Origin of the sequence: Paenibacillus sp. R14(2021) (genome assembly GCF_019431355.1) — a bacterium.
Lineage (GTDB): Bacteria > Bacillota > Bacilli > Paenibacillales > Paenibacillaceae > Paenibacillus_Z.
Genome location: NZ_CP080269.1, coordinates 1,668,364 through 1,681,566 on the forward strand (window position 1 = coordinate 1,668,364; position 13,203 = coordinate 1,681,566).

The 13,203-nt window shown below is 53.4% G+C and carries 10 protein-coding genes; 1 reads left to right on the plus strand and 9 read right to left on the minus strand.

Going from position 1 to position 13,203, the window contains the following annotated elements; genetic code table 11:
* Window positions 1-105: 105 nt before the first annotated feature.
* From KXU80_RS08010 to leuC, 9 genes are all read right to left on the minus strand, one after another.
* Window positions 106-1,800 (minus strand): dynamin family protein, encoded by a 1,695-nt coding sequence (locus KXU80_RS08010; protein WP_258171429.1) that lies wholly within the window; start codon window positions 1,798-1,800, stop codon window positions 106-108.
* Window positions 1,689-3,803: a dynamin family protein gene (locus tag KXU80_RS27940; protein ID WP_258171315.1), complete on the minus strand. Its 2,115-nt coding sequence runs from the start codon at window positions 3,801-3,803 to the stop codon at window positions 1,689-1,691. The genes KXU80_RS08010 and KXU80_RS27940 overlap by 112 nt, the downstream gene beginning before the upstream one ends.
* 56 nt (window positions 3,804-3,859) lie before the next feature.
* Window positions 3,860-4,126, minus strand: coding sequence for an NAD/NADP transhydrogenase alpha subunit (locus tag KXU80_RS08015; RefSeq protein ID WP_219837694.1), 267 nt, complete (start codon window positions 4,124-4,126; stop codon window positions 3,860-3,862).
* A 41-nt stretch (window positions 4,127-4,167) separates the two neighbouring features.
* Window positions 4,168-4,818: an endonuclease III gene (gene nth, locus KXU80_RS08020; RefSeq protein ID WP_219838927.1), complete on the minus strand. Its 651-nt coding sequence runs from the start codon at window positions 4,816-4,818 to the stop codon at window positions 4,168-4,170.
* 186 nt (window positions 4,819-5,004) lie between these two features.
* The gene (locus KXU80_RS08025) at window positions 5,005-7,719 is read right to left on the minus strand and encodes an S-layer homology domain-containing protein (protein WP_219837695.1); all 2,715 of its coding nucleotides are present in this window, start codon (window positions 7,717-7,719) and stop codon (window positions 5,005-5,007) included.
* Between the two features lie 16 nt (window positions 7,720-7,735).
* A complete protein-coding gene (locus KXU80_RS08030) occupies window positions 7,736-8,383 on the minus strand; it encodes a GerMN domain-containing protein (RefSeq protein ID WP_219837696.1) in 648 nt (215 codons plus the stop codon).
* Window positions 8,384-8,393: 10 nt separating this feature from the next.
* Window positions 8,394-9,890, minus strand: coding sequence for an N-acetylmuramoyl-L-alanine amidase (locus KXU80_RS08035; protein ID WP_219837697.1), 1,497 nt, complete (start codon window positions 9,888-9,890; stop codon window positions 8,394-8,396).
* 188 nt (window positions 9,891-10,078) lie between these two features.
* A complete protein-coding gene (gene leuD / locus KXU80_RS08040; RefSeq protein WP_219837698.1) occupies window positions 10,079-10,672 on the minus strand; it encodes a 3-isopropylmalate dehydratase small subunit in 594 nt (197 codons plus the stop codon).
* A 27-nt stretch (window positions 10,673-10,699) separates the two neighbouring features.
* The gene (gene leuC, locus KXU80_RS08045) at window positions 10,700-12,118 is read right to left on the minus strand and encodes a 3-isopropylmalate dehydratase large subunit (protein ID WP_219837699.1); all 1,419 of its coding nucleotides are present in this window, start codon (window positions 12,116-12,118) and stop codon (window positions 10,700-10,702) included.
* Between the two features lie 168 nt (window positions 12,119-12,286).
* On the opposite strand from leuC, the gene KXU80_RS08050 reads away from it, so the two are divergent.
* Window positions 12,287-13,189 carry a LysR family transcriptional regulator gene (locus KXU80_RS08050; RefSeq protein WP_219837700.1) on the plus strand — a complete coding sequence of 301 codons (903 nt, stop codon included), beginning with the start codon at window positions 12,287-12,289 and terminating at the stop codon, window positions 13,187-13,189.
* The last annotated feature ends 14 nt before the right edge of the window (window positions 13,190-13,203 follow it).

A 13,203-nucleotide genomic window follows, 5' to 3' on the forward strand; every position in this document is an offset into this window, starting at 1 on the left:
CACATTTGCCTCCATTTTTGCAAGATCTCATTTGCACAAAAAATAAGCTTAGACGCGCTGTTTCTGCACGTCTAAGCTTATTTGGGTTGGAATCGCAAGGAATGGTTAGATAGCAAGTAGTGCTGCTTGAATATGATGGAGCCCTTCCAGATCGGAGCTGCCGGATAACGACGCAAGCTTGCCTTGACTGAAGGCCGTGATGTCGGCTTGCAAGGCTTCTGCTGCAGTCTCGCAGGCTTGGTGCATAAGCGCATCGTAGCGGCTGCTCCAATCCCGCTCAGCCTGCTGTATCCATGCCTGCAGCGGGGCTGCCAGCTCTGTCTCCAGCACGCTGCGAAGCGCCGACTTTCCTTCACCCTCGAAGAATTGCCTTGGCGACTTAAATTTACTCCAGAGCAGCTTCGTATCGATCGTGGTCGCCGTCCATGCAGGCTGCTCCTCGGGCGTAACAAGTGCATATGCCTTGTATGGAGAAGGCGTAAAACCTGACAGCAGTTCGGCTGCATCAGCAGCCGCCTGATTGTACAGCTTCGCTGCCAGCTTGTTCAGCGTATTATCCAATCGAAGCGAAGTCGCTTCAAGCTCCTGAGCGAGCTCGATTTGGAGCAGCCGCTGCAGCTCCAGCCAAGACGTCCAGATCGCCTTCTTCAAATCCCGGCCGTCATCCTGCAGCGCCGACGGATTGAAAGCAAAGTGATAATGATCGCCGAAGCGGAGCTGAACCCGCTGCAGCACATAGAAGAGCAGTTCCTTGAGCTCCTGCTGCAATTGCGGATGCTGCTGCGGCAGCGCAATGGCCTTGACCAGCTTGCCGGCTTGTTCTGCGCTTGCGGACAAGGCTTCGCGGGCCAGCTCCCGGGTCTTCTCATCGCCGGAGGCGGCCTCCAGCCAGTTCGCGATCGTGTGCCGCGCGCGTTCCAGCTCCTGCGCCGCGGACTCAACCGCGAGCGCTCCAAGATCATTACGCGTGAAGCTGAGGAACGCGTTCTCGAATGCGCCGATGCCGGAGGATGCAAGCAGCTGCGGACTCCCGTTTCGCTTACCGTCCAGTGCCTGCAGGCTCGAAACCGGGAACATCCGCGGAAAACGAATGCCATGCTGCTGTAAATTGCGCTCCACATGCCCAAGAACGCCCTGCAGCTCTTCTTCATCAGCAGCCAAATCCGCCGCATTGACGATAAAGAACATTTTATCCATCTCGAATTGATCCTTCACGCGGCCAAGCTGCATCAGAAACTGACGGTCAGCCTGCGAGAAGGCGTGGTTATAGTAAGTGACAAACAGGATCGCATCGGCATTCTTGATGTAGTTGAACGCCACGCCCGTATGTCTGGCATTGACGGAATCGGCTCCCGGTGTGTCGACGAGGACGATGCCCTGCTCGGTCAGCGGATTGCTGTGATACAGCTCGATTTCGCTGACGAAGCATGAACGCGATTCTTCCGCGACGTAGAGGCGATACTCCTCGGCGCTGACGGCAAGCTGCTCGCCCAAATGCGCTTCATGTGCCGCCCAGCCCTTGGCCGCTGCCTTCAGGAAGCTGTAATGCGGGCGCCCGCCGGCATGCACGGCATCCGGCGATAATTTATGAATCGCCTGCAGCAGGGCATCATCGTTCAGCTTGCCCGTATCCTCGCCAAGAAGTCCCAGCGAGTAACGCAGATCGCCGAGCAGCGCTTCGCGCGATTTCATCCATACCGCGGCCGTGCCGTGCGGACGCTCCGCTGTCGGCGGCACGATCCGGTTGACCGCCGCGGTCGTCGGATTCGGTGAGACCGGCAGTACGGCATCGCCGAGCAGCGCATTCGCGAGCGAGGATTTGCCCGCGCTGAACGCGCCGAACAGCGCGATGGTGAACCGGCTGCTGCGCAGACGCTCCGCCTTGTCGCGCATGCTTGCAACGGCCGCGGCCAGCGAAGCATGCGGCGCCAGCAGGTCCGCGGCTTTGGCGAGCCGCTCCGCCGCTTGGCGCTGCGGCGCGAGGGCTTCTGCGGCGGCGGGGTGATCCGCCGCCGTCGGCGCCGCAGGCGCATGCGCGTCTGCGCTGATGCGCGGCTGCGGTGCCGCCGCGCCGGAGCTGCCGGCCGCGGGGGCATCGCCCGCGGCCGCGCTGCGCCAGTGCCGGCGCTTGCCGTCGCCGGCACGGCGCCATCGGCGCTGCCGGGCGCAGCCGGCTGCGGCAGCGCCGGGCGCGGCGGCGCAGGCGGCAGCAGCGCCGCCAGCCGCGCCAAGTGCGCGGCCGCGCGCTGCGCAAGCGCGGCAAGCTCGGCGAGCGCGCCAGCCTGCGATGCGAGCTCGCCCAGCCGCGCGCGCACAGGCGCGCCGGCAGCTTCGCCGGCCGCCGCAGCGCGGTCCCCAAGCGCGTCGATCCATGCCAGCGCGCGCTTGCGGTAGAGCCCCTTCACAGCCGCGGCTAATTCGCGGCTGTAGGTAATCGTATATTCATTGCCGAACACGGCACCGGTGTTCACGGCCGCAATCAGCTGATCTTTGTCCAGCAATCCTTGAAGCGACTGCGACAGGTCGGCTTCCAACGTCTCGCCGCGCCAGCCGATGCCTTCGGCAGCCCGGCGAAGCAAATCCAAGAGATGCCATTCGATGCCTGCCTGCACCTGTGCAAGGAAGTCTTCATAGAATGCTTCCAGCCTCCGCTCTTGCTCCGCAGCCGTTTTGGCGCCAGCGAATAGCAGCCCTGCTTTAAAACCAGGCTTGCGGCTCTCCAAGAACGTCTGCGCTAAATCGCGGGTAGGTGCAGGCGTAACGTTCGCATTGTCGAGCAAGCTTTGGACATCGAGCCGCAATCTCGTCCGAAGTCCGTCGACCTCCGCTGCGTTCACGCGAAGCTGTTCCTCCAGCGACGCGATTTCCGCGCGTACCCGCTCCGCTTCATGCTCACCGCCGGCAATGCCAAGCAGTCGCTCGCGTTCCGGCTCAGCCGCTTCTTCCATCGCTTTACCGTGCATGCGAATGACATGTCTAGCAGAGGCATCGACACTGCATATAGCAAGCGGCTTGCGAATAGCAGCCAAGGATTCGAACAAAGACAGCAAGGCCGACCATTCCGAATGCGGATGATTCGGCTCGCGCAGCGACAAATAGACGATGCCGCTCGGCTCCAAATGCCAGTTGCCGAAAGCTTCGTCCACGCTTTGCCGATACGACTCAAAGCTCAGCTCGCTTTCACGGTGCTTATCGATTTGATTAACGATGAGATAAAGCGGTTTGCCCCATTCCTTCAATTGCTTGGCAAACGTGAAATTAATCTCCGACTGCACATGGTTGTAATCCATGACATAAAAAACGACGTCAGCCAAATGCAGCGCCGATTCGGTCGCCATCCGGTGCGCGTCGTCTGTCGAATCTATGCCCGGCGTATCCAGCAGCACCGTATGAGCGCCAAGCCGTGGAATAGGGTAAGACAGCGAAACGGATAATACCGTTTCCCCGTCTTTGCAGTAAGCATTTACGTCTTGAATCGGAACTTCCAGCGTCTGTTCTTGCCCGTGGACAAGCTTCTTGATCGTGGCTTTCGCTTCCCCGTTCATGATGCTGACGACGTTCGCGCTTGTTGGAATCGGACTAGAGGGCAGTAACTCCGTGCCGCACAGCCGATTAACCAGCGTCGATTTCCCCGCCGAGAAGTGACCGCAGAAGGCAACGGTCAATTGACCGTTATTCAGCTTCGATCGCAGCTCTAGCAGCCGCTTCGCATCCCCGTCGTCTCCGGAAGCCGACATCAGCGGCGCAATGTCCGATAAAGCCGATTCCAGCGTATGGACGGTTGTTTCAATCGTTTGGCTCATCTCTCTCTCTCCCTGCTTACTCCCGATCATCCATCGTACGATGTCCGTACGTGGTCTTAAACCAATTGAACCGACGGCATGCAAATTTCAAAAACTTCGCCGTGCTGCAGAATCGTAATATTGCGTTCTTTCTCTTTCATAACGACGCACTCCGGTTTCATTCGCATACGTTCAATATATTGATCCGGCACGTCACCTGCTCCGCTAACCGTTACGCCTTCAAGTACAATTTCTTCGTTCTCTTCTGGCGGAGCCTCCATAATTTGCTCATAGATATCGGAAAACAAAGCAAAATCTTTCGTGTATACGGAAATGCATTTCATGATTCAATCATCCTTCTCATTTTAAGTTTAGGGCCCTGCGTTTACTTCTTAGCCTTTCGGTTTATAGCCGGTTTCATACGTTCTTTTCCTACTTTACATAAATCTACCAACGGGCAGACGGGACACTGCGGGTTTTGCGCCTTGCAATGATAGCGGCCGAAGAAAATGAGCCTGTGATGCGTTTCCGTCCATAGCTCCCGAGGGACCAGCTTCATCAGCTTCTTCTCGACTTCCAGCACGCTGTCGTCCGTTTTGGCGAAACCAAGCCGCTTGGATACACGTTCAACATGCGTATCCACCGCGATAGCCGGTACGCCGAATGCATTGGACACGACGACATTCGCTGTCTTGCGTCCGACACCGGGCAGCTTCGTCAGCGCTTCATGCTGCTTCGGCACTTCGCCGCCGTACTCGTCAATGAGAATACGGCAGAGCTTCTGAATAAACAACGCTTTGTTGCGAAATAATCCGATCCGCTTTATATCATTCTCCAATTCATCCAGAGGGACGTTCAAATAATCAGCAGGGGTTTGATATTTCTGAAACAAATCCGCCGTCACTTTATTGACAGTCTCGTCCGTACATTGGGCGGACAGCAATACAGCGATTGTAAGCTCAAACGGATTGCGGTGATTGAGTTCACAATGCGCATCTGGAAACATATCCCCGATTACGCTCAATGCCTGTGCCATTTTCTCTTTCGCCTTCAATGCACGCTCACTCCTATTTGAACCATCGCTTCAAAGTGTAGCGAAAATTGTCGCATTTATCAACCGTAAAAGGGAAGGAAAATGCTCCTTTTCAGCTGTATTTCACAGAATTGAAAAAAAAAATGCCCCGGCAAAAACGCCGGGACACATGCACGCTTGGACAAGCTGTTACAGCTTCACGATTTCGATTAACGTATTCTGGGAGAAATAGAGCACGATGTTGTCCCCATCAGCCAATTGATTGATAGAGATAGACGCATTGCCTTGTGTGACCTTGGTAGCAGACGTAACGGTATACGTGTTGGCATCCGACAACGATACTCGTTTCACCGATAATACATGTGCCGCTGCATCGTATTTCCAGAACGTCTTCGCTACCCCGCTGTTCACGGTAATGAGAAACTTATCCTTGGCATCCAATTTGGCTTCCACACGATCGCCCGGAGCCAGAACTGACGCCGATGTTCCGGTTACGCCGTTCTTAACGACACTATAGTTCAACCCAAGCGGCACGTTCACGGCGTTCCCGCTATAGTCTACTATGGTTACCTTATCGGTAGACACGGATGTAATCCGGCCCGTCGTAACGGTAACGACCTTAAATGAAACCGGACTGAGACCTACGTAATATAAATTACCGACTTGACCAGCCGTAATATTAGCGACGGTAAGCTTGTCACCCTTCTCATTCGTCAAATCTAGCGCCGATGCTGCGTATTCTATGATTGTGCCGTCGCTCGATTTGAGCTTCACTTTCTTGCCGAGCAAATCAACGGAATAGACCTCGACTTGCTTCGCCGAGTGAACCTGCAGGCCGACCACTTTATCTTGGTTGGCATTCAATAACGCAGTAACGGTATCGCCAGACTTGACATCGCTGAGCAAAGCTGATGCTTTGCCGGCGACCTCGATGTAATAAGGCGTATCGAGCGGTACGGTAACCGATGCGCCATTGGTTTGCAGCATCGTGATTTGGCCAGCACCGCTATTAATGCTGGTAATCGTTCCAGTATACTTGTATACGAATTGGATGAACACCGCTTTGTCATCCGTGTAACCGACAGTTATCTTTTTGTTTTTAATTAAGAACGTCGCTACGGAGCTCAGCGTAATGGGCGTTCCATTCATATCGATCTTCGTCTTGTCGCTCAGATAGACGGAAACGAGCTTGTTAGCCGCGCTTTTCACCAAAAGCGCCTTCAGGTCATTGTCATAGCTTACAATCGTTGCACCTGTCAGCACCTCAACCTTTCGGTTTATGACTTTGATGGCAGCAACTTGATCGTTGTCGTTCAGCGTAATTTCGAGCATGTCGCCCTTTACGAGATCTGAAACGGTCGTACCGCTTAGACCATCGATCGTCACGTCAACGGCATCAATGACAAATTTGGCTTCCAGCACCTGTTGCGCCGTCCCGCTGTTTCTCAAATATTGGATCGTTTTTCCGTCGCTGCTGGCGGAATTAAACTCACCGCGGACCACCTTAGAAGACGTTTGAAGAATCGTGATTTTGGTAACGAGCGAATCCTTCACTTCATAAGAGACCACGTCGCCTACGCGAAGTTGGGACAAGCCTCCATCCAAGATTTGTCCTTGCCAGATGACATCCACCTGAGCCGAGACGTTATACAAGGCAGACACGCTAGTCTTGCTGTCCGTGATTTGGATTGCTGCCGAGGATGCCTGAACGGAATCTACGGTTCCTTGACCCACCTTGTTTACCGGAGCCGATTGTACGCTGATTGAGATTGCGACCGGTTTCGTTCGATAGGTGTCACGCGTAATTTCGACCTTGCTGTCTTTCGCCAAGCTGCTCACCGGAATTACGTTTCCTGAACCATCCGTTATTTTCGTTGCAGCGGAATACGTAATTGCAACCGGTTCATCGTTGACCCAAATCCAAAGCTTGCTGTCATTAGCAATGACGCGGTCTACCGTTCCGGTTACCTTCTCTACTTGCTGCACGTCATCCAATTGCTCCACGTAAAGCGCCTTGCTGCCGCTCGCAATGACGAGCAGCTTTGTGTTCGAAACGAGCTGATCCAGCGTCGCTGGCTTCTCGGAATCAAATCGATACACGTATGTATCCGGGCTGAACTGGACAGCCGTTTCTTTGTCGCCTTGGAAAATTTGCAGAGACTTGCTGTCCTTGCTTGTCAGTACGCCTGTTAGCTGTCCTGGGTACGTGACAGGATACTGGCTTTCCGCTCTGCTCAACATCGTAGCGATGGCCGCACGCGTAATATTGCCTTTCGGATCAAACTTATCGGCCGTAATTCCTTTGATGAGCTGAAGTGTTACCGCAGCATTCACATAGCCGGCGTAACCGGTACCGACTTGATTACCGTCCTTGAACGCAAGCGGAGCCGATTGCATGTCATCCGCCGTTTTCTGCTTGCCGATTGCTTTCACGATCAGCTTCGTTATCCATTCGCGGGAAGCTTTCTTGGATCCCCATGATTTGCCGGTATCGGCTTCCGCAAGCTTAAATTCCTCGTTACGGTTAAGCAGCCCTTGTTCGAATGCAAGAATGATATAAGGTTTGAAATAAGTGCTCACATCAAAGCTTTCCGGAAAAACAATTGCGTCATCGACTTTCACCTCGTTCTCCTTGCCGATGAAACGAATCGCGAGTGCAACAGCCTCCTGCTGCGACACGTTGTCTGCAGGCTTGAACGCACCGTTCGTGCCTTTGATGATACCTTGCGTCGCAAGCTTCGCAATATGTTTCTCCGCCCAATGGCCCGACGGTACGTCGCTGAATCTCGACGAAATGACCGCATCTGCATGCGCAGAATTAGCGCCGACCGCGGAGAAGCCTGTTAGCAGTGAAAATACCATGAACGATGAGACAACTTTAACCCATTTTTTATGATGCGGCATGTCTGCGGGCTCCTTTTTATTGTTTTTTAATCGGATGATCCAACTCGTCATGGCCCATCAGGCTTTCCTCGGATTTGCCGTCAATCAGCAAATCAAGCGATTCGACGTCTTGAAATTGAAAATAAGTCTTAGTGATCGCTTGAAGTGCCAGATCTTCACCCGGTGCTCCCAGTCTTGCTTCTTCCGGAAGATGCACGTCAAGCGTAACGGCTGCTCCGTCCTGCTTCGCGCTCAGCAGTTCAGCGTGCTTCCATAGCGAAGCCTCGCCTTTGGAGCTGTCCTTCTGAAGCGCCGCGAATGCCGCTTTCAACTTGTCCGTTTCGTCAGTATACGCGATATCCGCTTTCTCTTCGTGAAGATCCATCATTTGGTCATCGGTATAGAAAACGGATATTTGCTCCGTTTTTTTCTCCGGCTCTGCTTTGACGGGATCGGTCGCCGCTCCGCCTGCGCTTGCTTCGTCAGTTCCGGTTCCTGCATTGCCTGCCTGTACATTCCCCGCGGCGTTCCCTGAGGCATTATCAGATACGTTTCCTGCTGTGCTGCCGGTTTGCGTTCCAGTTCCTTGAGTTGTCAGTTCCTTATTACCGCAAGCGCTTAATGGCACGATAGAGGCGGCGGCAATGAAAACCAGCAGCAGTGAAGTCGTCATATGACGTTTCATCGGCATCCTCCTAGCTGAGTTTTAAGTACTCTTTAATTCCGGCAACGATTTCCGCTGCAATTTTGTTTTGCTTCACGTCGCTGAACAATACGGAGCTGTCGCTGGCATTGGACAAGTATCCCGCTTCCAACAGAACAGCCGGCATCGTCGTCTTCTTGACAACAACGTAAGCAGCTTGTCTTACTCCACGGTCACGGAAGCCTGTACCGGCCACGAGATGCTTGTGCATCACTTTGGCAAACGGTATGCTGTCCGACCGGTAATAATACGTTTCCGATCCGGAAACGGTTGCGTTTTCCGTTTTATTGGCATGAAAGGAAACAAATAAATTCGCATGCAGATCGTTTGCGAATTTCGCACGGTCGTCAAGCTCAACGAATGTATCATTCGACCGGGTTAGGTACGGTTTAATTCGCGATTCTTTATCCAGCAGCGCCTTCACTTTCAGCGTGATCGCCAGATTGTATTCCTTCTCCTGGTGTCCGTTAATGCTTAACGCGCCAGGGTCTTTCGCGCCATGTCCGGCATCCAGCACGACATTGAATACGTCTTTGCCAGTGGGAGGATCTACCGGCGTTCCCGGGTCCGTCGTAACTGGCCCTGTTTGCTCAAGCACGTCGATCCGGATGACATGATCTTCTTTAGAAACCTGATAATTCGTCGGCGCGTTCAAATCGAGAACGACGCGAACCGTCGAAGGCTTGTCCGAGAAATACGAATAACGGATTTTCTTCAAGGTCGGATGCGAATCCACGACGACCTCGCCCAGCTTCCCGCCGTTGCTTGTCTCCGTGAACCCGGTGGAGAAATCAGCAGCAAAATTCATATAAGGCAGATCAACTACAACGCGTTCAGGACTATGTAACACTTGCTGCTTAACATCGCCGATCTCGCCCGTATAGGGCAAATAGATGCTTCCAAGCCCGTCAAATACGATCGATTTGAGAAAGGCCGTTTCATCGCCGGCCGGCGTCGTTGTGCCGCCATCCCCGTTCCCTGGCGTTCCCGTGCCCGGATCAGTTCCTCCGTCCACAGGGGGAGCAGGATTACCGCCGTCGCCAGGCTCAGTAACAGGTGGATTGCTGACATTTTGCTGATACATATGGACAGTGCGGGTGTCCGCGTCCCAATATACATCTAAACCAAACTGTTCACCTACGAAACGAAGCGGTACAAGCGTAGCGCCGTCATTATTGAGCGCTGGCGCCTCCAGCTTTACTTCATGGTCATTTACGACAGCCGTTTTTCCGCCGATCGTCAGGATGACATTCGTGTCTCCGTTTGAGATCGTTACGTTCGGCGAGGTCCAATTCACGTCGTACCCGAGCCCTTCGGTAATCGTCCGAATCGGGACTAACGTTGATGCACCTACAATCTTGGGCTCTGCATTGCTCGCGAGTTGCTTACCGTTGAGGTAAAGCTTGGGTGCTTCCGCTGCCCCTGCGATACCCGGGAACATAGAGATGAGGAGCGACAAAAGAAAAACAACGGTTACAAACTTCTTCATCTTTCACCTCGATGACTGTTTTTTCGCCTTGAAGCAGCTCGTACAAGACGACGCTTACAGACGAATATTTAGACGCAGCTTGTCAGAAAAAGTTGCGTATTTAGGAAATTTGTAACTTATAAAAATGCAAAAGAAAACCCCGGTACGCCAGTACCGGAGTTTTCAGTCAACAGGAATTGAATGAACAATTAGTAAGCGGCCTGTTTAGCTTCATACGCGGAGATTTTTTCTTCGTGCTGCAGTGTCAAGCCGATATCATCCAAGCCTTGAAGCAGGAATTGACGACGGTGTTCGTCCAGGTCGAACGAGATACTCAAGCCAGCATTGTCGGACAACGTTTTGTTTTCCAGATCGACACTGAGCTTGTAGCCTTCTGTCTTCGCCGTACGCTGGAACAATTCTTCCACTTGCTCTTCGCTGAGACGAATCGGCAGAATGCCGTTCTTGAAGCAGTTGTTGTAGAAGATATCTGCGAAAGACGGCGCGATTACGACTTTAAACCCGTAATCCAGAATCGCCCAAGGCGCATGCTCGCGGGAAGATCCGCAGCCGAAATTCGCACGGGAAAGCAGCACCTCGGAGCCTTGATAACGCGGCTGGTTCAAACTGAAGGAATCGATGACGTTGCCCTTCTCGTCCCAGCGCCATTCGAAGAACAGGAATTGGCCGAAACCGCTGCGCTCGATACGCTTCAGAAATTGCTTAGGAATAATCGCATCTGTATCTACGTTTACACGATCTACCGGGGCAACAACACCCGTTAGTTGTTTGAAAGCTTCCATGTTGGTGAACTCCTCTCGTTTCTCTTCCTAATTCAATACTTCGGCCTTGATTTTCCAGTCGCGCACATCTGTAAATTTACCCATGATCGCAGCAGCTGCGGCCATCGCCGGGGAAACCAGATGCGTACGTCCGCCGCGGCCTTGACGGCCTTCGAAGTTACGGTTGGAAGTCGATGCGCAGCGTTGGCCCGGCTCAAGCACGTCCGGATTCATCGCAAGACACATGGAGCAGCCCGCATCGCGCCACTCGAAACCGGCTTCGGTGAAGATTTGGTCAAGACCTTCTTTTTCCGCTTGGATCTTAACGCGGCCAGAGCCTGGAACGACGATTGCCGTTACGCGGTCGCTGACTTTGTAGCCTTTGGCGATTTCCGCCGCTGCGCGCAGATCCTCGATCCGGCCATTCGTGCAGGAACCGATAAACACATAGTCTATTTCGATTTCGCTCATCGGCGTGCCTGGTGTCAGACCCATATATTCTAGTGCTTTCTCAGCAGCTTTGCGTTCATTCTCTGTCGGAAGCTCAGCCGGAACAGGGACGTTTTTGGTAATATCCGTACCCATGCCCGGGCTTGTGCCCCAGGTTACTTGCGGAATCAAGGAATCGACGTCAAACTCAACGACCGTATCGAATGCTGCGCCTTCGTCTGTCGAAAGCTCTTTCCATACCGCAATCGCGCGCTCGAACGCCTCGCCTTGCGGTGAGTATTCCCGGCCGCGCAGGTAGTTGAATGTCGTCTCGTCGGGTGCAATCAGACCCGCGCGCGCGCCGGCTTCAATCGACATGTTGCAGACGGTCATGCGCTCCTCCATCGACAATGTGCGGATGGCATCGCCTGTATACTCCATAACATATCCGGTACCGAAATCCGTGCCGTATTTCGCGATAACGCCGAGAATCATGTCTTTCGCCGTTACACCGGGCTTGCGGCTGCCGATGAAGCGGACTTCCATTGTTTTAGCTTTGGATTGCTGCAAACATTGCGTCGCAAGCACGTGCTCTACTTCGGAAGTACCGATACCGAACGCCAGCGCGCCGAACGCACCGTGCGTCGATGTGTGGCTGTCTCCGCAAACGATCGTTTTACCAGGAAGCGTCAGGCCAAGCTCAGGGCCCATAACGTGAACAACGCCTTGATCAAGGCTGTCGAGGTCGAACAGGGTAACGGCGAAATCCTTACAGTTCTGCGTAAGCGTGTCGATTTGCTGCTTGGAGATTGGGTCAGAGATGTTATAACGGTCTTTAGTCGGCACGTTATGATCCATCGTTGCGAATGTGCGGTCAGGGCGGCGCACTTTGCGGCCCGTCATGCGAAGACCTTCGAAGGCTTGTGGAGAAGTTACTTCATGCACGAGCTGCAGGTCGATATAAATAATGCTAGGTTTGCCGGTTTCGGCATGAATGACGTGATTATCCCAAATTTTCTCAAACATCGTTCTTGTCATTGAATTCACCTCATAGGTTCATAAGTTCATTTACGCGAATCTGTTTACTTCGATGAAGCTAGCATAGCATTTCTTTCTTCATTGATCCAAGATATAATATCTATAACATCAATAGGTACGGCCTATGATAGTATAATCGCAAACTAATCCGATTGGAAGTGTGGATACATGGAATTTCGCCAACTGCAATACGTCATTCAGATCGCCAAAGAGAAGAATTTCTCCCGAGCCGCGGAGAAGCTGCATATCGCCCAGCCCTCGCTCAGCCAGCAGCTCTCAAAGCTGGAAAAGGAAATCGGTGTACTCTTGTTTCGGCGTACGACCAACTCGGTAGAATTGACCCATGCAGGCTCGGTATTCGTTGCGAAAGCGCAGGGCATTCTCGACAATATCGAACAGCTCAAGCAAGAGCTGGATGATCTCGCGCATATGCGCAAAGGCAAGCTCGTTGTCGGCAGTTTGTCCATTACCGGCTCGCATGTCCTCCCGATTGTGCTGCCGATCTTCAATAAACGATATCCAGAGATTGAAGTCGTGCTTACGGAAGATACGCCTTCGAAGCTTGAACAGTTGACGGCAAGCGGCCAAACCGATCTCAGCCTGCTCGCGCTGCCTCTCCACGAGCCCTCCTTGGAATGGGTGGATATAATAGAAGAAGAAATCGTTCTGGCGGTTCCCCCGGGCCACCATCTTGCAAACCGTTCCAAGGCCATTCATGTGGACGAGCTGCGCTCAGAGCCGTTCATCGTGCTGAAGAAAGGCCAAGGCTTTCGTCAAATCGTTATGGAAATCTGCGAAAATGCCGGGTTCGAGCCCCGGATCGTCTTCGAGAGCACCAATATCGAAACCGTTCAATCACTCGTCGCTGCAGGGATGGGCATTACGTTCGTGCCGAAAATGCTGCAGCGGAGCGAGTCCAGCGAGCTTGCTCCCGCGTATTTACCGCTCGCAGCGCCGAAGCCGACGCGCACGCTTGTCATTGCAAGCCGTAAAGGCCGCTATCTGTCGAGAGCGGCCGAAGCATTTATTGACACGATGAAGGAAGTTGCCGAGCAGCATTTTGGCTCTTGAATGTGTTTGCTTGC

What these genes read in the sequence shown, in the direction of transcription:
- KXU80_RS08050 (WP_219837700.1), top strand. Translation starts at nt 12,287, where the DNA reads ATGGAATTTCGCCAACTGCAATACGTCATTCAGATCGCCAAAGAGAAG.
- leuD (WP_219837698.1), bottom strand. Translation starts at nt 10,672, where the DNA reads ATGGAAGCTTTCAAACAACTAACGGGTGTTGTTGCCCCGGTAGATCGT.
- KXU80_RS27940 (WP_258171315.1), bottom strand. Translation starts at nt 3,803, where the DNA reads ATGAGCCAAACGATTGAAACAACCGTCCATACGCTGGAATCGGCTTTA.
- nth (WP_219838927.1), bottom strand. Translation starts at nt 4,818, where the DNA reads ATGGCACAGGCATTGAGCGTAATCGGGGATATGTTTCCAGATGCGCAT.
- KXU80_RS08035 (WP_219837697.1), bottom strand. Translation starts at nt 9,890, where the DNA reads ATGAAGAAGTTTGTAACCGTTGTTTTTCTTTTGTCGCTCCTCATCTCT.
- KXU80_RS08030 (WP_219837696.1), bottom strand. Translation starts at nt 8,383, where the DNA reads ATGAAACGTCATATGACGACTTCACTGCTGCTGGTTTTCATTGCCGCC.
- KXU80_RS08025 (WP_219837695.1), bottom strand. Translation starts at nt 7,719, where the DNA reads ATGCCGCATCATAAAAAATGGGTTAAAGTTGTCTCATCGTTCATGGTA.
- KXU80_RS08015 (WP_219837694.1), bottom strand. Translation starts at nt 4,126, where the DNA reads ATGAAATGCATTTCCGTATACACGAAAGATTTTGCTTTGTTTTCCGAT.
- leuC (WP_219837699.1), bottom strand. Translation starts at nt 12,118, where the DNA reads ATGACAAGAACGATGTTTGAGAAAATTTGGGATAATCACGTCATTCAT.